The sequence below is a fragment of the Halomarina pelagica genome, from assembly GCF_024228315.1.
GTDB lineage: Archaea > Halobacteriota > Halobacteria > Halobacteriales > Haloarculaceae > Halomarina > Halomarina pelagica.
The window spans coordinates 3,128,715-3,146,767 of the sequence record NZ_CP100454.1 but is presented as its reverse complement, the minus strand read 5'-3'; the positions used below and the strand labels follow the sequence as shown (position 1 = coordinate 3,146,767).

The following is an 18,053-nucleotide window of genomic DNA, read 5'->3' as shown; positions in this document are numbered from 1 at the left end:
TCCATCGGTGACTGCGCGTCGCTGCTCGAAGTCGATACGGCAAGTAGCGTCGGGGGATGGATGGTGTAGGGGCTAGGCGGCCCCTACGATTATCGCGAGGATCGAGTCGAACGCGCCGCTCGCGGCGGGATGCGAACCCACGTGAGCGCCACGCGTCATTGTCTGGCGTGGGGAGCCGAGACGGATAAGCCTTCCCCGTGCGGCAAATCTGTCGCCGGGGGCGGACCGTCCGGCGCTCCGATCGCCGCGGCCGCCGCTCGCGGCGGTGACGACCGGTGTCGGAGGACATCGCTAGCGGGGTCCCTCCGTGACGCGCTCGGGCCGGCGGACGTCCGCCTCGCGGGCGAAGCGCTCGAACGTCTCCTCGGTGACGCGCTCCTTGGCCGCCCCGTGGTCCTTGACCCGGCGGGTGACCGTTCGCACGTCCTCGTCGGTCGGCTCGTAGCCGGCCTCGACCAGCCGCTCGCGTACCGAGTGGGTGCCGGTGTGCTTGCCCATCACCAGTTCGCGCTCCGCGCCGACCATCTCGGGGGTCATCACGCCCGGCTCGAACGTCGCCGAGTTCTCGATGACGCCCGCCGCGTGGATGCCCGACTCGTGGGCGAAGGCGTTTCGCCCCACGACGGGCTTGTTCGCCGGGATCGGCATGTCGCTCTTCTCCTCGACGATGCGCGCCAGGTCGCGGATCCCCGTGGTGTCGATGCCGGTGTCGATCCCGTAGAGGCTCTCCAGCGACATCACCACCTCCTCGTAGGCGGCGTTGCCGGCGCGCTCGCCGATGCCGTTGACGCTCACCTGCGCGCTCGTCGCGCCCGCCTCCATGCCGGCGATGGCGTTGGCCGTCGCCAGTCCGAAGTCGTCGTGGGTGTGAACGTCGATCTTCGCGTCCGTGTGCGACCGGATCGTCGCGATGAGCCTGGCGAACCGGGTCGGCGTGGCGACCCCGCACGTGTCGGGGACGTTGATCCAGTCGACGCCCGCGTCGGTGACCGCCTCGACCACCTCGATGAGGAAGTCGGTGTCCGTCCGCGTGGCGTCCATCGGCGAGTACATCACCTCGATGCCCGCCTCGCGGACGCGCTCGATGGACGCGACCGACCGCTCGACGACCTCCTCGCGCGTGGCGTGCATGGAGTCCTCGATCTGCACGTCGCTCGTGCTCGCGAAGACGTGCACCACGTCGACGCCCGCGTCGATGGCCGCCTCGATGTCTTTGTCGACGACACGCGCCAACCCGCAGACCGCCGCCGTCGTGTCGGCGGCGATGTCGCGGACCGCGGCGAACTCCGCGTCGGAGTTCACCGGGAACCCGGCCTCGATGACGTGGGTGCCCATGGCGTCCAGCCGCGCGGCTATCTCCCGCTTGTCGTCGTAGGAGAACGATGTCCGCGGCGACTGCTCACCGTCGCGCAGCGTCGTGTCGAAAATCTGTGCAGTGCTGATCTCGTCGAAGTTACTCAGCGTGCCCTGGAAGAACTCGACCCGCCGGGGTATCCGACGTGCCCTCCGATGTCTGGGACATTGTACTTCCCCCATGACACGGGGGTACATTAAGCTTGTTCCAAGGAGCCATATTCGCCCGCACTGACCGGGGGTGTCACGGCCGGCGTCGACAGCGCCGTCGCTATCGACCTCCCGGCGACTCCTGACGGAGGGTGGGTGTTTAAGCCCTCGCGGTCGTTCCGGGTGGTATGAGCCAGCAGCAATCACGCCGGGAGTCGAAACCGGCGAAGCCGGCCGACCTGCGTAGCCGCGAAGTCACCGAGGGACCGGAACGCGCCCCTCACCGCGCGATGTTCCGCGCGATGGGCTTCGACGACGAGGACCTCGCCTCACCGATGGTGGCCGTGGCCAATCCCGCCGCCGACATCACGCCGTGTAACGTCCACCTCGACGACGTGGCGGCGTCGGCCGTCGAGGGCGTGGACGAGGCGGGCGGCATGCCCATCGAGTTCGGCACGATCACCATCTCGGACGCCATCTCGATGGGGACCGAGGGGATGAAGGCGAGCCTCATCTCCCGGGAACTGATCGCCGACAGCGTCGAACTCGTCGCCTTCGGCGAGCGCGTGGACGCACTCGTCACCGTCGCCGGGTGCGACAAGAACCTCCCGGGGATGATGATGGCCGCCATCCGAACTGACCTCCCCACCGTCTTCCTCTACGGCGGGTCCATCCTCCCCGGCGAGCACGAGGGGCGTGAGGTCACCGTCCAGAACGTCTTCGAGGGCGTCGGCGCGTACGCGCACGGCGACATGACCGAGGAGGAGCTGGACGACCTCGAACGCCACGCCTGTCCCGGGGCGGGCTCCTGCGGCGGGATGTTCACCGCCAACACCATGGCCTCGATCAGCGAGGCGCTGGGGCTCGCGCCGCTCGGCAGCGCGTCCCCGCCCGCGGAGGGCGAGGAGCGCTACGAGGTCGCCCGGCGCGCCGGCGAACTCGCGCTCGACTGCGTCGAGAACGACCGCAAGCCCTCCGACGTCATCTCGCGGGAGTCCTTCGAGAACGCCATCGCTATCCAGGTGGCGATGGGCGGCTCGACCAACGCCGTGCTCCACCTGCTCGCGCTCGCCGCCGAGGCGGGCGTCGACCTCTCGATCGACGACTTCGACGAGATCTCGAAGCGGACCCCGAAGATCGCGAACCTCCAGCCCGGCGGCACGCGCGTCATGCAGGACCTCCACGAGGCCGGCGGCGTCCCGGTCGTGATCCGCCGGCTGCTGGAGGCTGGCCTGTTCCACGGCGACGCGATGACCGTCACGGGGCGGACGATCGCGGAGGAACTGGAGGAACTCGACCTCCCGGACGACGACGCGATCGAGGCCGACTTCCTCCGCCCCGTCTCCGATCCGTTCGCCGACGAGGGCGCGATCAAGATCCTGAAGGGCAACCTCGCGCCGGAGGGCGCGGTGCTGAAGGTCACCCAGAAGGACGCCGACCGCCACGAGGGGCCGGCGCGGGTCTTCGAGAACGAGGAGGACGCCATGCGCTACGTGCAGGAGGGGAGCATCGAGAGCGGCGACGTACTCGTCATCCGCAACGAGGGGCCCCGCGGCGGCCCCGGCATGCGCGAGATGCTCGGCGTCACCGCGGCCGTCGTCGGCCAGGGCCACGAGGACGACGTGGCGCTCGTCACCGACGGCCGGTTCTCCGGCGCGACGCGCGGTCCCATGATCGGCCACGCCGCCCCCGAGGCGTTCGTCGGCGGGCCGCTCGCCGCGATCGAGGACGGCGACACGATCCGCGTCGACGTCCCCGAGCGCACCCTGGAGGTGGACCTCACGGACGAGGAACTCGATGCGCGCCTCGCGGACTGGGAGCAGCCGGAGCCGCCGTACACCTCCGGCGTCCTGGCGAAGTACGGTCGCGACTTCGACTCCGCGGCCAACGGCGCGGTGACGAACCCGGGCGTGAAGCGGGAGTAGGGCGGTCGCGACCGGGAGGTTCGATCGTCCCCGCGGTCCCACTCCGCTCGGCCGCATCCGCGAGTGAGGCCGACGGCCGAACGAGCGGACGCGCCGAATCCCCGAGCGCAGCGAGGGGATGAGGTGCGGTTTTAGTCGGGGTTTTACCAGCGACTGAGCGCGAGCGAAGCGAGCGCGAGGGAGCGTGGTCCGAGAGACGCCAGAGGCGTCTCTCATCATCTCGGAGCAGCTTCGTTACTCCGACGAGTCGTCGGAAGACCGGAGGCACTTCGAGATCTCGGAAGGCGCTTCGCGCCTTTCGGCGTTCACGAGAGCGAAGCTCTCGTGCAGTGTGGAAGACGCAACGCGTCTTCCATGCCCACAAGAACGACTTCGTCGTTCTTGGGACAGCCCATCAGAACCGCTTCGCGGTTCTGAGGACGACAGTAAAACGTGGGCGTGCAGGCGACGCCGCGGGCTGCTCGCGGGGCGTGGCGTCGCACACCCGCGAGCGCCCCGCGACGGAAGTTACGTCACACGGACGCTGGTCCCGTTCTCCGATATAAACGTACGGCCCGAACGAGCGGACCGACGTTCACGAGCGTTCCACTCTCGTGAGCCAACCGGAACGCGCCGCGTTCCGGTGACGAACCCCCGAGGAGCGCCGGAGGCGCGACGAGGGGGAGGAGGGTTTTGATCCTTTCAGAACCGCCCGCGGTTCTGGAAGCCTGTGAGACGCTTCGCGTCTCACAATGCAGCGTTTGCCAGGGAGTCGGCGGCGACACGCTTCGCGGTCGCCGCCACACGACCGCAGCAAAAGGTGGCGGTCCTCGAACGGTGGATGTTTTATCGCCGGCCCGCGGAGGGCCTGACATGAGCGACTTCGAACTCGACCTGCGGGCGGTCGAGCGGGAGATCGACGAGGCGGATCCCGAGGGTCGCGTCGTCCTCGGCGTGCTCGACGGGACGACGCCGCCCGTCGAGTGGACCCGCCTCGTCCAGGGCGGTGCGGTGCTCGTCCTGGCCGTGGAGGGCGACCTGAACGAACTCGCGTCGGGGTTCGCCCGCGACGTGCGCGACGCGGGCGGCACGCTCGTCCACTTCCGGCGCTTCCTCGTCGTCACGCCCGAGGGCGTGGACGTCGACACCGACCGAGTTGGGTGATCAGGCCGGTGGTCCAGCGAGTCACGCGACGAGCGTCAGGTAGTGGCCGTCCGGATCGCGGATGCGGACGCCCTCGGCCAGCGGTTCGACGTCGCAGGCCCGCCCGCGGACGCGCTCCGCGGCGGCCGTGGGGTCCTCGGCTTCGACGCCGAAGTCGACGTGGACGCCGCCGCGCGCGTCGGCGAGACCGAGGTGCGGCTCCCAGAGTTCGAGGTCGAACGCGCCGGTCGTGAGGCGGACCCGCCGGCGCTCCTCGCCCCTGCTCGTCACGTCCATGCCGAGGGTCTCGTAGAACGCCTCCGCCCGACCGAGGTCCTCCACCTCGAGGACGACCTCGAAGATCCCCGTGATGTCGCGGTCGCCCTCGCCGCGCTGACCGATCTCGACGCAGTTGCCCTCGATGTCGTAGAAGTACAGCGAGCGGGCGCTCCCGAAGCGGTGTTCGGTGAGGTCGAACCGCTTCGAGAGGTGTTCCCACCACCCGTCGTAGCGGTCCGGCGGCGTGGCGAACGCGTAGTGGACGTGCAGACCGCCGCGGGGGACGCCCGACGGCCGGCGGAGCACGAGGTCGGTCCCGCCCGCGTCGAAGACGAGTTCCGCCTCGCGCTGCTCGGCGAGCGGGAGGTCGAGGTGGCGCTCGTAGAACTCGCCCGCGGGACCGAGGTACTTCACCTCGAGGGCGAGCCAGCGAAGGGACGAGAGCATACCCCGGAGGTTGGGTCGCGGGCGTGATAAACAGTCGTGCGGTCCATCGTGCGGTCCATCGCCGATCGCCCGCCGTGCCCTCCCGATGACGCACGACCGACACTATATGCCGCCCGCGGACCAACGAGGTCGTATGCCGATGAAAGGATCCGGTTCGACGTCCCTCCGCGAGATCGACCGGTTCGAGGGCGGCGTCGGGTGGCTGGCCTACCCCGACGAACGGATGCAGCGCGCGAGCCACGCGCTCGCCGACGACGACGGCGTGTGGGTGATCGACCCGGTCGACGCGCGGGGGCTCGACGACCTGCTCTCCGACCTCGGGACCGTCCGGGGCGTGGTGCTCCTGCTCGACCGGCACAGGCGCGACGCGGCGACGATCGCCCGGCGTCACGGCGTCGCCGTCCACCGTCCCTCCTGGATGTCGAACGTCGATTCGGAACTCGACGTGCCGATCGACGACGTGGAGAACACGCTCGACGGAACGGGATACCGGGTTCACAAACTCGTCGACTGGCCCGTCTGGCGGGAGGCGTACCTCTACGACGAGGCCCGCGGAACGCTCGTCGTGCCCGAGGCGCTCGGGACCGCTCCGTACTACTGCACGTCTGACGAGCGTCTCGGCGTCCACCCGATGTTGCGCGCGCTTCCGCCGACGGAGCTGGCGGACGTCGCGGTCGATCGCGTGCTGGTCGGCCACGGCGAGGGGATCCACGAGGACGCGACGCGCGCCGTCCGAGACGCGGTCAGGAACAGCAGGCGGCGCGCGCCCGCACTCTACGCCAGGACGGTCCGCGAGTTCGTCCTGGGGTAGATCCCCGTCCTCGCAAGGGCTTTTATTCTCCACCGACGTTAGCACCGATAGCTATGCGTGTCTCGTCGGTCGTGAGGGGTGAGCCGCCGTGACGTTCGTCGCCATCGACCCGGTGCCCGACGGCGACGGCGTCCGGATCACCGACAGCATCGAGCGCCGTCGGTGCGACCTCGCGACGCCCGTGCCCGTCGAGCCGCGGTCGGTCCCCACCGACCGTATCGCCCTCCCCGTCGACGCGGCGGCCGCCGTCACGACGAGCGCCGTCTCGCTCCCGCAAGCCGTGGCGACCTACGTCCGCGACCCGGAGGGGGCGCTCGTCCACGAGGTGACGCACTTCGAGGAACGAACGCTCCCCGACGGCGTCTACCACGTCGAACTGAGCGCGCCCATCAAGCTCCACTTCCGCGTCGAGGGACCGTGTACGGTGCGCCTCGACAGCGGCTCGACCTCGATTGAACTCGAGCGCGAGGGCGAGGTGGTCGTCGGGGCGCGCTCGTACCACGAGCGCCCCGCCGCGACCATCACCACCACCGACGATCCCGAGGACGTGCTGACCGCGGTGTCGTACCTGTCGTCGTCGCTGAAGACGACCACGTGTGAGCGCTCGTTTCCGACGCTCCGGGGGCACCCGCCGGCGATCGAACTCGGCGACGAACTGTCGATCCTGGAGGGCCTCTCGCGACCCGAGACGGGCGTGACGCTCGAACTCCCGCCGACGCTCTCGGCGGCGGTCGTCGCCGCACCGCTCGCGTACTACCTCGGCGCGCGGCTCGTCGCCGGCGATGAACCGCGGCTGGTCACCGACGAGGGGTTCACCTATCCGCTCGACGGACCCGACGGGTACGAGCGCGAGGTGGAGCGCGTCCTCAAGCACGTCTTCTTCCTCGACTGTCTCGCCCGAACCGAGGGGATCTACCCCGTGGATCTCGCGGAGCGCCACAGGGTCGAACGCCACCTCGACGGTCGCTACGACCTCGACTTCGCCGCGCTGTACGAGCAGCCGCCCGCGGAGCGGCTGGAGGCGTACCTGTCGGTACCGTTCGAGGCGCTCGAACCGCACGTCCCGCCGTGGAAACAGACGGCGCACGTCGAGCCGTTCCCGTCGAGCGTCGAGGCGCTCCCGTTTCTCGTCGCCGACCTCGCGGTGATCCGCACGCCGAGCGGTCACACGCCCGTCGCGACCGCCGCGTCGGCCGAATCCATCGAGCAGTTCATGCGCGGCGAGCCGGTCCGGGGCGAGTCAGTGCGCACGACCGGGGACCTCGCGGGGCCGCGGCTGGTCAGGCCCGAACGGACGGGGGCGCTGGAGGAGGTCTGGGTCGGCACCGACGCGCCGGTGGGGGCGACCAAGGCGTCGACGACCGCCTTCAGGAATCGCCTCGAACAGCGACCGAAGACCGGCGACCTCAGGATCGTCGTCGTCTGCAACGACGACTCGATGCTCGACGAGCAGGACGAGGCGAGCGGCGTCTACGGGTCGCGGTCGAACCTCCCCTTCGACGTGACGGTCCACCGCGACCTGACGACCGACCGACTCGGCCTGGTCCTCGAGTCGGAGATCGACTACTTCCACTACATCGGCCACATCGAGGACGGGGGGTTCCTGTGCTCCGACGGGTTACTCGACGCCCGGACGCTCGATACCGTCGGCATGAACGCGTTCTTCCTCAACGCCTGTTCGTCCTACGAGCAGGGGATGGCGCTCATCGACGCGGGGGCCATCGGCGGCGTCGTCACGCTCGATCCGGTCATCAACACGGGCGCGACCACGGTCGGACGGACGATGGCGCGCCTGCTCAACAGCGGGTTCACGCTCCGGGCCGCGCTCGACGTCGCCCGCGAGGAGAGCGTCGTCGGCGGCCAGTACCTCGTCGTCGGGGACGGGAACGTCGACATCGCGCACACCGAGAGCCTCGTGCCGGTCTTCTGCTCCGTCGAGACGGCGGGCGATCGCTACGAGGTGACGATCCGGACCTATCCGACCGGCGGCGCGGGGATGGGGACGACGTTCATCCCCACGATCAGGGGCTACGAGACCCACTCGCTGATCCCGGGTGAACTACGGACGTTCTCGCTCACTGAAGAAGAGTTCAGGACGTTCCTTTCACTCGACGAAACGTACGTACGTTTCGACGGCCAGTTACGCTGGACCTCGGCGATCTTTTCTGACGACTGATTACGGACCGGGGTGGGCTCGACCGAACCCGGCCATGACCGATCCCGCCTGCGAGAGCAGCAGCAGGATCGTGAACAGGACGCCGGCCATCTTCGGGTGCTCCGCGACGTATTCCGCGATGCTGTTGTCGGACATACAGAATACCAACTGGCGCGCATAATCTTAAATTTTTTGTCATAAAAGACTGGATGTTAACACGTTCAATTTAGAAATAATGTGCTCCTAAATTGTCTCACGGAACGGAAATCGTCAACTAACTTAAGTTGTTCGGAATCGTATCGTGGCGTGTGATCTACGTCACTCGCGGACTGGTCGACGGGCTCCTCGAGTTCGCCCGCGAGCGTGATCCCGAGTCGGTGACGATCGGGCTGCTCGTCACCTCCGCAGGGTCGCTCGACGGCGGGGTCCCCCTCGACCTCGACCCGGAGACCCCCGTGTTTACGCACTTCTACCTGCCGGAGACGGCCCCGTCGGTGCGCGCGGTCTTCGGCGTCGACCTCGGGACCCCCCGGACGCAGGGACGGTTCGTCTCGCATCCGGACGGCCACCTCGGGTTGAAGAAGTCGGACGACCTGCACGAGGTGGTGTTCGTCGCCGTCCCGCCGTGGGATCGGGTCGTACCGTTCAGCCGGGGCGGCCGCCGGCAGGAGTGTACCGTCCTCGACGCGACGCCCCCGACGGAGTCAGTCGCGTAGGTACCCCAGGTCGCGCAGTTGCGTGGCGATCTCCTCGAACTCGGCCTCGCTCAGGCCGCCCGTCCGCTGGTGCTGGATGACGATGCTCCGCAGGAGGAACCGGACCAGGTCGCTGGTGCTCGAAAAGCTCGTCCCCTCGAGGGTCTCCTCGACGCGCTCGGCCAGCGGCTTCGGGATCGACACGGTGGTGTACTCCGTCATGGGCGTCACATCGGACGGGACGCGCATATGGGTTGTGACGCGCGATAGCGCAGGTTTTTCGAGGGGGTCGCTCCAAGTGCCCTCGCATGGGCGTTCGACCCCCGACCGACGACAACATCGACGAACCCGACACGCTCGCGTTCGGCATCGCCGCGCTCGACGAGCGACTCGAGCGGGCGGACCTGCGGTTCCCCGCCGACGCCGCGGACGTCCGGGCCGCCGTCGGCGACGAGGCCATCCCGTACGACGTGTCGGGCGGAACTATGACGGTCGGCGAGGCGCTCGACGAGACCTCGGTGACGCACTTCGAGCGGGAGGGCGACCTGCTGAACGCGCTGCACCCGGTCTTCGAGGAACGCCGCCAGCGTGGCGGGTCGGGACTCCTGGGACGGCTACGCTCGCTCGTCCCGTTCTAGCGGCCGCTCGTAGTCCCCGGGGTCCTCCCGTTCCGCGTCCTCCCGCTCCGCGTCCGCGAGGTCGTCACGGCGGCCATCGCCCGGTCGCGGTTCGTCGAAGTGCGCCGCGAGTCGGTCGTTCAACTCCTCCAGGCGGCGCGTCTGCTCGCGATTGACCACCACTACCATGTCCGAGAGGACGCCGAAGGCGAGCAGTTGCGCCCCGAGGAGGATGGCGACCCCGGAGACGACCGCGATCGCCTCGTGCGAGATGTTCCGCGTGAACCACTCGATGCCGACGTACCCAGCCAGGACGCCCCCGACGATCACGAGCAAGAGACCGACGCTTCCGAAGTAGAAGAGGGGGTTGTTCGTCTTCGCCAGCGCGTAGAGCGCGACGATGATGCGCCCGCCGTCGCGGACCGGACTGAGGTTCGTGTCCGACTCGTCCGGCCGGGGGTGGTAGCTCACCGGGACGACCGCCGTGTTGACGCGGTGCTTCACGCACTCGACGGCGAGTTCCGTCTCGATGGTGAAGCCGTCGGCGGTGAGTTCGAACCGTCGTACCGAGTCGAGCGTGAACGCCCGGTAGCCGCTGAGGATGTCCCCGAAGTCGCGGCCGTGGATGACCTCGAACGCCGTGTTGATGAACCGATTCCCCAGCCTGTTGAAGCGGGTCATCGCGCCGGGACGCATGTCCGCGAAGCGGTCGCCGATGACGTGCTGTGCGCGCCCGTCGATCAACGGTTCGAGCATCGCGGGGGCGTCCGCCGGGTCGTACGTCGCGTCGCCGTCGACCATCAGCACGTACGGCGCGGTGATGTAGTCGAACGCCTCGCGGACGGCCTGTCCCTTTCCGATCCCCGATTGCTCGATGACGCGCGCGCCGTGCTCACGGGCGACGTCCTGCGTCCCGTCGGTCGAGCGGCCGTCGACGACGAGCACGTCGTCGAACCCCTGCTCCCGATACCCGTCGATCACCGTGCCGATGGTTTCGACCTCTTGATAAGTAGGGATGAGAACGCACACCTGCGAGTCGGTCATTGGGACAACTCGTCCACGGACCCGCAAAAACCCCTCGGCCGACGTCGGGGCGCGCTGCGACCGCCCGAGTTCGACGTTATCGCGTCACGCTCGCCGTCTCCTGGCGGGTCGTCTCTGCCTTCTCGCGCTGTTCGGAGAGGTGTTCCCACACCTCTGCGCATCCGCACCCGTCTTCCAGGTCGTCCAGGTGGCATCGATCGTCTTCGCGGGGGGGTTGGTCAGCCATGGTTACTCGCTATCCGAGTAACTAGACAGCATCTAATATAATACTTTGGGACGAGGCGGCGTGTCCCCGATCGGCGCGCTTACGGTCCCCCGTACAGTGTGGCGACTATGAGCGAGACGGACGTGTTCGAGCGCCTCGGGCTCACCGAGTACGAGCGGATCGCACTGACCGAGCTGCTCTCGCTCGGGCGGACGACGGCCCCGAACCTCGCGGAGGCGGCCGGCATCCCCAAGGCGCGCGTCTACGGCGTGCTCGATTCGCTCGCCGACCGGGGGTTCGTGAAGGTCATTCCGGGACGCCCGAAGCAGTACCTCCCGCGGTCGCCCGAGGAGATCCTCGACCGGGCCGAAGAGAACCAGCGCCAGGCCTACGAGCAGTTCGTCCGGGACGTCGAGGCGGAGCGGGAGTCGTTCCTCGAGGAGTTCGGCCCGCGGTTCGAGCGCGCCGGCCAGGAGGTTACCGCCGCCGAGGAACTGTTCTACGTCGTCGACGTCGGCGAACCGAGCGAGACGGAGACGAAGCGCATCTACCACGAGGCCCGCGAGCGCGTGCGCGTGCTCACGAAGGCCTTCGAGTACATCGAGACGGTGGAACCCGCCGTCGCCGACGCCGTCGACCGCGGACTCGACGTGCGGGTCCTCATGCTCCACCCCGACAACCTCTCCCCCCCGAACCGCGAGCGACAGGCCGAACTCGTCGAGTACATCGAGCGGGAGTACCCCGAGATCGGGATCCGCTTCAGCCTCGAAGCGCTCCCGTTCCGCGGGACGCTCGCCGATCCCACCATGGAGTACGACGACGGGACGGCGATCCTCCTCGTGCAGGCGGACGACGTCCCGAACCACCTCCGGGAGGCGGTCATCACCGAGAACGGCGCGTTCGTCGCCGGCCTGAACCGCTACTTCGACCTCATCTGGAAACACGAGAGCGCCGGACGCCCCGGGGACGCGACCTAGGCGGACGGCGGACGGCGGCCTATCGGCGTTCGCGACCGTCTCGCGTCCATCACTCTGCTGATGCTTTTCTTCGTAGGGGCCCTCCCCCGACCCACGTGTATCCACAGAACGACCGTCGGGCCGTTCCGGCACCATGAGCGGACGCGACGGAGACGACGTGAGAGAGGCCATCGACCGCTCGGCGAGCGGCGCGCCGGCCGCCGGAGCGGCCGTCCGCGACCGGTTCTCGACGGACGAGATCTTCCAGCGGGTCGTCGCGTCCGCCGACGACGAGGTGAGTTCGACCACCAGAGAGCTGTTCTTCAGCGGTCTCGCCGCCGGGTTCGCGATCACGCTCACGTTCCTCCTCCACGCCGTCCTGACCGCGGCGGTCCCGGACGACCGAACGAACCTGCTGCCGAGCCTCCTGTATCCGGTCGGGTTCATCTACATCATCATGGGCCGCTACCAGCTCTACACCGAGAACACGCTGCCGCCGGTGGCGCTCACGCTGACGCGGATCCTCAGCGTCCCGTCGCTGCTCCGGGTGTGGGGCGTCGTCCTCGTCGCGAACTTCACGGGCGCGGCGCTCGGCGCGTTCGTCCTCGCCCACACCGGCGTGATGACGCCGGAGACGGCGACCGTCGCGGCCGAGTTCGCGTCCAAGGCGGTCGAGACGCCCTGGTGGGACCTCTTCTTCAAGGCCGTGTTCGCGGGCTGGCTCGTCGCCGGACTGGTGTGGCTCCTCCACGCCTCGCGCGACACGATCACCCGACTCGTCCTCGTCTTCACGATCTTCCTGAGCATCCCCGTCGCAGATCTGTACCACGTCGTCGTCTCGGCCTGCGACGCGTTCTACTACGTCTTCCACGACGGTGCCTCCGTCCTCCTCGTCCTCTGGCACTTCGTGCTCCCCGTCCTGCTCGGGAACACGGTCGGGGGCGTCTTCCTCGTCGCGCTCGTGAACTACGCGCAGACCCAACGTCGCGTCCCGGCCGGTGGCGGTGACCGCCGCGTGCTCGGCGTCCGGGAGTGGCTGTTCGGCGGCATCGCGAGCGGGGATCGATCGAGTTCGGCCCAACAGGACGACTGACGCGGGCGACCGGGGGGCGACTCGTGCGGTTCAGTGCCACTTCGCGTACCCGTAGAGGTAGCCGAATCCGACGGCCCCCGTCAGCGCGAACAGCGCGAGCAGCTGGGCGGCCTTCTCCGCGGAGGGCTCGGCGACGAGTTCGCGCACGCGCGAGGGGACGAACCGGGTGAGCAGGTCGCCGAGGAACTCGCCCTCCTCGCCCGTCGACTCGGGGACGAACACCTCCATCCCGCGCTTCGAGTACCCCTGCCAGAACGCCCGCCTGAGGAGCCACCTCGGGTCGGTCCGGTAGTCGAAGATCTTGTGCGCGACGACCGCGTCGGGCGTGTAGTAGACTCCCGCGCCGTACTCGGCCCGGAGACGGGCGCAGAGTTCGGTCTCGCCGCCCTGGAGGTGCTTATCGCCCTTCCGGCCGCCGATGTCGGTGTCGAACCCTCCCAGCTCGTCGAACACCTCGCGGCGGAACGAGATGTTCGAGCCGAACGTGTTCCGCACCACGCCGGGGCCGTCCGCGAACCCGCGGTGGGTGACGCCGACCAGCCAGTAGAACTCCGCGGGGAGGAACGCCGGCCGCCCGGCGACCCACTCGGGGACCATCTTCCCGCCCGCGGCGAGCACGCGCTCGCGCGTGGACCTCCCGCGACCGGCCCCCGCCGACTCTCCCTCGCCTGCCGACTCTCCCTCGCCGTCCGCGTCGTACGCCGCGACGAGTTCCGCCAGCCAGCGCTCGTCGGCGATGGCGTCGTCGTCGACGAACGCGACCACGTCCCCCTCCGCGACGGCGGCCCCGGCATTGCGCGCGGCCAGGAGCCCCTGGTTCGGCTCCTGCAGGTGGACGCGGACGTCGTCGCGTTCCCCGTAGTCGGCTCGCGCGCGCTCGTAGACGGCCTCGCTGCCGTCGCTGACGACGATGACTTCCCGGTCCTCGTAGGTGCCCGAGAGCACGCTCTCTACGGCCTCGCGGAGGTCGGGGTAGCGGTCGGTGGTGTGCGTACAGACGACGACCGAGACGCGCATGACCGTCCCCACTTCCGGGCGATACAATGCGTTTTCCCTTCCCGACGGAATCCCCCCCGACACGCTCGTCACGGAACGCGCCGCGAACGTGCCGCTCCGGATTCCTTTCACGGCCGACACGAGGTCAGAAGGCTTATGCGTACGTTGGATCTTCGTCACTTCAATGAGTCAACGCACGGAGCGGGAGGACCGGCTTTCGTTCGACGCGGACGCCGCCCTCGACCGCGTGCAGGACCTGTACCACCTCCCCGTGCTCGCCCTCCTCCTCGCGTACATGCTCTGGATACGGGTGCAGTCCTGGGAGCGCTTCTTCGTGAACGACCGGGTGCTGTTCAACGGTAACGACGCCTGGTACCACTTCCGCACGACGACGTACACCGTCCGGAACTGGCCGTTCACGATGCCGTTCGACCCGTGGACCTACTTCCCCTACGGGACGGCCTCGGGGCAGTTCGGGACGTTCTACGACCAGCTGGTCGCCACGGCCGCGATCGTCGTCGGCGTGTTCTACCCCGGCCCGCAGACGGAGGCGACGGCGGTGACGCTCCTGTTCGCACCCGCCGTGATCGGGGCGCTCACGGCGATCCCCGGCTACTACCTCGGGAAGCACTTCGGCGGTCGCCTCGGCGGCGTCGTCGCGGTGATCGTCCTCGCGCTCACGCCGGGGGCGTTCCTCTGGCGCTCGCTCGTCGGCTTCTCCGACCACCACGCCGCCGAGGCGCTCTTCCAGGCGCTCGCCGTCCTCGGCGTCGTCGTCGCCGTCGCCGTCGCCGAGCGCGACAAGCCGATCTACGAGCAGTTCGTCCAGCGCGACTTCGACGCCCTCCGGGGGACGCTCCTCTACGCCACCCTCGCGGGGGTCGCCGTCGCGACGTACGTCTGGGTGTGGCCGCCGGGCATCCTCATCGTCGCCATCCTCGGGGCGTTCTTCCTCGTCCACCTCCTCGCGACGTTCCTCCGCGGCCGCAGCCCCGAGCACGTCGCCATCGCCGGCATCGTCACGCTCGTCGTGGCGGCGCTCCTCGTCTCGATCCGCGTCTCCACCCTCGAGTTCACCGCGACCGACTTCTCGCTCCTGCAACCGGCGCTCCTCCTGGCGCTCGCGGCGGGCCTCGCCGTCATGATCGTCCTCGCGCGCCGGCTCGAGGCGCGCGACGCCTCCCCGCTGCTCTATCCCGGGATCATCCTCGGCGCGATCGCCGTCGTCGTCGGTCTGATGGCCGTCGCGACGCCGGAGCTGTTCGACTACTTCGTCGGGCAGTTCCTGCGCGTGTTCGGCCTCGACGTGAGCGCCGAGGCCCGCACCGTCGGCGAGGCGCAACCGGTCCCGCGCGATCAGTGGGCGGAGTTCCTCTTCCGTTCCTACGGGCTCGCGTACTTCGCGGCCGCGACCGGCGCGGCCGTCGTCGTCGGCCGGTACCTCCTCGACGACGACCCGCGCGGCGAGGGGCTGCTCGTCATCGTCTGGATCGTGCTGATGACGCTCGCGACGTTCACGCAGGTGCGCTTCGACTACTACCTCGCGGTCCCCGTCGCCACGCTCACCGCCGTCCTCGTCGGCGAGGTGGTGCGGTTCGTCGGGCTGGACGACGTCTCGCGGGCGAAGAACGTCGACGCGGCGCAGGCGATGGTCGTCGCGAGCGTCGTGCTCATCCTGGTCGTCCCGTTCACGGCGGGGCCGGTGCTCGCCGGTCCCGTGTTCCAGGCCACGCAGACCGGGACCTACACCGGTCCCGGGGAGGTCGCCCAGTGGGAGGGGAGCCTCCAGTGGCTGGCGAACAACACCCCGGAGGAGGGTCGGTACGACAACCCGGACGGCGAGGCGATGAAGTACTATGGGACGTACGACCGCGTCGAGAACTTCGACTACGAGGAGCGGTACCCCGGCTCCTACGGCGTGCTGTCGTGGTGGGACTACGGCCACTACATCACCGTCGAGGGCGAGCGCATCCCGAACGCCAACCCGTTCCAGCAGGGCGCGACCTACGCCGCGGACTTCCTGCTCGCGCCGAACGAGACGTACGCGAACGAACTCGCCACGAAGGGCGAGCAGAACACGCGGTACGTGATGATCGACTGGAAGCTCGCGGACACCAGTTCGAACAAGTACTTCGCGCCCGCGGTCTTCGACACGCAGGGCGTCGGCCTCTCCGACCTCTACACCTACGTCTACGGCCCGAACGGCCGGCCGGTCGTCACGCTGCACCAGGAGCGTCACTACGAGAGCATGCGCGTGCGGCTGTTCACGTTCCACGGGAGCGCCGCCAGCCCGCGCCTGCCGGACGGACGCGTCCCCGTCGTCGACTGGGAGCCGCGGACCCTCTCCAACGGCCGGACCGTCATGAGCACGCCGGACAACGCCTCGAACGTCGTGCGCTTCTTCGACAGCATGGCCGAGGCGAAGCAGTTCGTGAGGGAGGACGGGACCGCCCAGATCGGCGGCCTCGACGGGGTGCCGACGAAGCGCATCCCGGCGCTCGAACACTACCGCCTGGTCCACGCAAGCGAGTCCGCCCACCGGGGGACCCCGTGGGTGAAGACCTTCGAGCGCGTCCCGGGCGCGAACGTCACCGGCGACGGCCCGCCGAACGCGACGGTGACCGCGCGGGTCCAGATGCAGATGCCGAACGGGGAGACGTTCACCTACGCCCAGCAGGCGCAGACCGACGCGCAGGGGAACTTCGAGATGACCCTGCCCTACTCCACGACCGGCTACGACCAGTGGGGTCCCGAGCAGGGACGCACCAACGTCAGCGTCCGCGCGACCGGCCCCTACGAGTTCGTCGCCTTCACGCAGGAGGGGAAGGGGAACACCTCGGTCGCCACGTGGAACGCCACCGCCGACGTGAGCGAGGCGAAGGTGATCGGCGAACGCGACGGCCCGGTGCGGGTGACCCTCGAGAAGTCGAGCGTCGAGACGCCCGAGGGGGCCGGGACCGGCAACGCCACGACCGGGGCGAACGCGACGGCGGGCACGACGGACGGGGCGAACGCCACCTCCGGGACGAACGTGACGGGGGCGAACGCGACGAACGCGACGGGCGAGGCCAACGCGACGCCCGCCGCGTCGCTCCCCGCGCCGACGGTCTCCGTCACGTCCGCCCTCGCGCCGGCCGAAACCCACATCCCCCTGGCCGGAGCGGCCTAGCGTGAGAATGGGACTTCGCGACTGGGCAGAGATCTACCTGAAGGGCGCGTTCATGGGGGCCGCCGACACCGTACCGGGCGTCTCGGGGGGCACGATCGCCCTCATCACCGGCATCTACGAGCGCCTCATCACCGCCATCACGAACCTCGACCCGCGCGCGCTCGCGCTGGTGCCCGGCGTCGTGACGGCCGACGGCCGGGCCCGACTGCGTGATCGACTCGTCGAGATGGACGTCCCGTTCCTGCTCGTGCTGGGCGCGGGAATCGTGACCGCCGTCGTGACGCTCTCGAAGGCGCTCGAGACCGCCCTGGAGGTGTACCCCGCCGAGATGAACGCCTTCTTCTTCGGTCTCATCCTCGCCTCGGCGATCGTCCTCTACAGGCACGTCTCGGTCGACACGGCGCGACGCCTCCTCGTCGCGGTCGCCGGGTTCGTCTTCGCGTTCCTCCTGACCGACCCCTCGGTCAACGGCGCGCTCCCGAGTACGCCCCCCGTGCTGTTCTTCTCGGGGATGGTCGCGATCACGGCGATGATCCTCCCCGGCATCTCCGGGTCGTTCATCCTCTACATCCTCGGGCAGTACGGGACGCTCATCGGCGTCCCGAGCGCGCTCGTCGCGGGGATCGTCGCGTTCGCGCGGACGGGCGACGTCGCCCCGCTCGCGGGACCGGCGAGCACCGTCGCCGTCTTCGGCGTCGGCGCGGTCGTCGGCCTGTTCACCATCGCGCACGTCATCAAGTACGCCCTGGCGCACTACCGGGCGGCGACGCTCACCTTCCTCGTGAGCCTGATGGTGGGCGCGCTGCGCCTGCCGGTGGCGAACGTCGCGAGCGAGACCGGGGCGCTGACCGCCGCCACCGCCGCCGCGCTCCTCGCCGCCGCGCTCGTCGGCGTGGCGCTCGTCCTCGGCATCGACCACTACACCGACGACCTTGAGTACGGGAGCGAGGACGAGGGCCGGAGCGAGGCCGGCACCGCGACCGACGAGTCCCCGGCGCGGGCGGTCGACGGGGGGCGGGAGTAGCGAGCGCCGCCC

The 18,053-nt window shown here is 69.3% G+C and carries 17 protein-coding genes; 10 read left to right on the top strand and 7 right to left on the bottom strand.

All coding sequences use genetic code 11. From position 1 onward, the window contains the following. Positions 1 to 291 precede the first annotated feature (291 nt). Positions 292 to 1,536, bottom strand: a complete 1,245-nt coding sequence (locus tag NKI68_RS16360) for a LeuA family protein (protein WP_254544189.1) — start codon at positions 1,534 to 1,536, stop codon at positions 292 to 294. Positions 1,537 to 1,691: 155 nt separating this feature from the next. On the opposite strand from NKI68_RS16360, the gene ilvD reads away from it, so the two are divergent. After that, on the top strand, positions 1,692 to 3,428 hold the full coding sequence (gene ilvD, locus NKI68_RS16355; RefSeq protein WP_254544188.1) for a dihydroxy-acid dehydratase: 1,737 nt from the start codon (positions 1,692 to 1,694) through the stop codon (positions 3,426 to 3,428). Between the two features lie 852 nt (positions 3,429 to 4,280). Then, on the top strand, positions 4,281 to 4,571 hold the full coding sequence (locus NKI68_RS16350) for a DUF5779 family protein (protein WP_254544187.1): 291 nt from the start codon (positions 4,281 to 4,283) through the stop codon (positions 4,569 to 4,571). A 21-nt stretch (positions 4,572 to 4,592) separates the two neighbouring features. Here the strand turns inward: NKI68_RS16350 and NKI68_RS16345 are convergent, their stop codons facing one another. After that, on the bottom strand, positions 4,593 to 5,276 hold the full coding sequence (locus NKI68_RS16345) for a VOC family protein (RefSeq protein ID WP_254544186.1): 684 nt from the start codon (positions 5,274 to 5,276) through the stop codon (positions 4,593 to 4,595). Positions 5,277 to 5,409: 133 nt separating this feature from the next. Between NKI68_RS16345 and NKI68_RS16340 the strand changes: the two genes are divergently transcribed. Next, complete coding sequence (locus NKI68_RS16340; protein ID WP_254544185.1) at positions 5,410 to 6,087, top strand: hypothetical protein; 678 nt, start codon at positions 5,410 to 5,412, stop codon at positions 6,085 to 6,087. An 88-nt stretch (positions 6,088 to 6,175) separates the two neighbouring features. Next, positions 6,176 to 8,263, top strand: coding sequence for a hypothetical protein (locus NKI68_RS16335; protein WP_254544184.1), 2,088 nt, complete (start codon positions 6,176 to 6,178; stop codon positions 8,261 to 8,263). Here the strand turns inward: NKI68_RS16335 and NKI68_RS23610 are convergent, their stop codons facing one another. Beyond that, a complete protein-coding gene (locus tag NKI68_RS23610) occupies positions 8,264 to 8,398 on the bottom strand; it encodes a DUF7503 family protein (protein WP_256562640.1) in 135 nt (44 codons plus the stop codon). A 152-nt stretch (positions 8,399 to 8,550) separates the two neighbouring features. Here NKI68_RS23610 and NKI68_RS16330 point away from each other — a divergent pair, with 152 nt between their 5' ends. Continuing rightward, positions 8,551 to 8,958 (top strand): JAB/MPN domain protein-containing protein, encoded by a 408-nt coding sequence (locus NKI68_RS16330; RefSeq protein ID WP_254544183.1) that lies wholly within the window; start codon positions 8,551 to 8,553, stop codon positions 8,956 to 8,958. On the opposite strand, the gene NKI68_RS16325 is transcribed toward NKI68_RS16330, so the two are convergent. Continuing rightward, a complete protein-coding gene (locus NKI68_RS16325; protein WP_254544182.1) occupies positions 8,947 to 9,159 on the bottom strand; it encodes a ribbon-helix-helix domain-containing protein in 213 nt (70 codons plus the stop codon). The two genes, NKI68_RS16330 and NKI68_RS16325, sit on opposite strands and share 12 nt — an antisense overlap. An 86-nt stretch (positions 9,160 to 9,245) precedes the next feature. Between NKI68_RS16325 and NKI68_RS16320 the strand changes: the two genes are divergently transcribed. Beyond that, on the top strand, positions 9,246 to 9,575 hold the full coding sequence (locus NKI68_RS16320) for a DUF5789 family protein (protein ID WP_254544181.1): 330 nt from the start codon (positions 9,246 to 9,248) through the stop codon (positions 9,573 to 9,575). Here NKI68_RS16320 and aglJ read toward each other — a convergent pair. Together aglJ and NKI68_RS16310 are read right to left on the bottom strand one after the other, a co-directional pair. After that, a complete protein-coding gene (gene aglJ, locus NKI68_RS16315; protein ID WP_254544180.1) occupies positions 9,552 to 10,598 on the bottom strand; it encodes an S-layer glycoprotein N-glycosyltransferase AglJ in 1,047 nt (348 codons plus the stop codon). The genes NKI68_RS16320 and aglJ overlap by 24 nt on opposite strands. 76 nt (positions 10,599 to 10,674) lie before the next feature. Next, complete coding sequence (locus NKI68_RS16310; RefSeq protein WP_254544179.1) at positions 10,675 to 10,824, bottom strand: DUF8595 family protein; 150 nt, start codon at positions 10,822 to 10,824, stop codon at positions 10,675 to 10,677. 107 nt (positions 10,825 to 10,931) lie between these two features. On the opposite strand from NKI68_RS16310, the gene NKI68_RS16305 reads away from it, so the two are divergent. Next, positions 10,932 to 11,780 carry a TrmB family transcriptional regulator gene (locus tag NKI68_RS16305; RefSeq protein ID WP_254544178.1) on the top strand — a complete coding sequence of 283 codons (849 nt, stop codon included), beginning with the start codon at positions 10,932 to 10,934 and terminating at the stop codon, positions 11,778 to 11,780. 133 nt (positions 11,781 to 11,913) lie between these two features. Continuing rightward, positions 11,914 to 12,852 carry a formate/nitrite transporter family protein gene (locus NKI68_RS16300; RefSeq protein ID WP_254544177.1) on the top strand — a complete coding sequence of 313 codons (939 nt, stop codon included), beginning with the start codon at positions 11,914 to 11,916 and terminating at the stop codon, positions 12,850 to 12,852. A gap of 30 nt (positions 12,853 to 12,882) precedes the next feature. Here NKI68_RS16300 and NKI68_RS16295 read toward each other — a convergent pair whose 3' ends face one another. Further along, entirely contained in the window at positions 12,883 to 13,869 is a 987-nt protein-coding gene (locus NKI68_RS16295) for a glycosyltransferase family 2 protein (protein WP_254544176.1), read from the bottom strand. Positions 13,870 to 14,032: 163 nt separating this feature from the next. Here NKI68_RS16295 and NKI68_RS16290 point away from each other — a divergent pair, with 163 nt between their 5' ends. Further along, positions 14,033 to 17,017, top strand: a complete 2,985-nt coding sequence (locus NKI68_RS16290) for an oligosaccharyl transferase, archaeosortase A system-associated (RefSeq protein ID WP_254544175.1) — start codon at positions 14,033 to 14,035, stop codon at positions 17,015 to 17,017. A gap of 7 nt (positions 17,018 to 17,024) precedes the next feature. Beyond that, positions 17,025 to 18,041: a DUF368 domain-containing protein gene (locus tag NKI68_RS16285; RefSeq protein ID WP_254544174.1), complete on the top strand. Its 1,017-nt coding sequence runs from the start codon at positions 17,025 to 17,027 to the stop codon at positions 18,039 to 18,041. The last annotated feature ends 12 nt before the right edge of the window (positions 18,042 to 18,053 follow it).

Bases quoted from the DNA above. Each gene is read 5' to 3' on its own strand.
- NKI68_RS16360 (WP_254544189.1), bottom strand. From the start codon at position 1,536: ATGGGGGAAGTACAATGTCCCAGACATCGGAGGGCACGTCGGATACCC.
- ilvD (WP_254544188.1), top strand. From the start codon at position 1,692: ATGAGCCAGCAGCAATCACGCCGGGAGTCGAAACCGGCGAAGCCGGCC.
- NKI68_RS16350 (WP_254544187.1), top strand. From the start codon at position 4,281: ATGAGCGACTTCGAACTCGACCTGCGGGCGGTCGAGCGGGAGATCGAC.
- NKI68_RS16345 (WP_254544186.1), bottom strand. From the start codon at position 5,276: ATGCTCTCGTCCCTTCGCTGGCTCGCCCTCGAGGTGAAGTACCTCGGT.
- NKI68_RS16340 (WP_254544185.1), top strand. From the start codon at position 5,410: ATGCCGATGAAAGGATCCGGTTCGACGTCCCTCCGCGAGATCGACCGG.
- NKI68_RS23610 (WP_256562640.1), bottom strand. From the start codon at position 8,398: ATGTCCGACAACAGCATCGCGGAATACGTCGCGGAGCACCCGAAGATG.
- NKI68_RS16325 (WP_254544182.1), bottom strand. From the start codon at position 9,159: ATGACGGAGTACACCACCGTGTCGATCCCGAAGCCGCTGGCCGAGCGC.
- NKI68_RS16320 (WP_254544181.1), top strand. From the start codon at position 9,246: ATGGGCGTTCGACCCCCGACCGACGACAACATCGACGAACCCGACACG.
- aglJ (WP_254544180.1), bottom strand. From the start codon at position 10,598: ATGACCGACTCGCAGGTGTGCGTTCTCATCCCTACTTATCAAGAGGTC.
- NKI68_RS16310 (WP_254544179.1), bottom strand. From the start codon at position 10,824: ATGGCTGACCAACCCCCCCGCGAAGACGATCGATGCCACCTGGACGAC.
- NKI68_RS16305 (WP_254544178.1), top strand. From the start codon at position 10,932: ATGAGCGAGACGGACGTGTTCGAGCGCCTCGGGCTCACCGAGTACGAG.
- NKI68_RS16300 (WP_254544177.1), top strand. From the start codon at position 11,914: ATGAGCGGACGCGACGGAGACGACGTGAGAGAGGCCATCGACCGCTCG.
- NKI68_RS16295 (WP_254544176.1), bottom strand. From the start codon at position 13,869: ATGCGCGTCTCGGTCGTCGTCTGTACGCACACCACCGACCGCTACCCC.
- NKI68_RS16290 (WP_254544175.1), top strand. From the start codon at position 14,033: ATGAGTCAACGCACGGAGCGGGAGGACCGGCTTTCGTTCGACGCGGAC.
- NKI68_RS16285 (WP_254544174.1), top strand. From the start codon at position 17,025: ATGGGACTTCGCGACTGGGCAGAGATCTACCTGAAGGGCGCGTTCATG.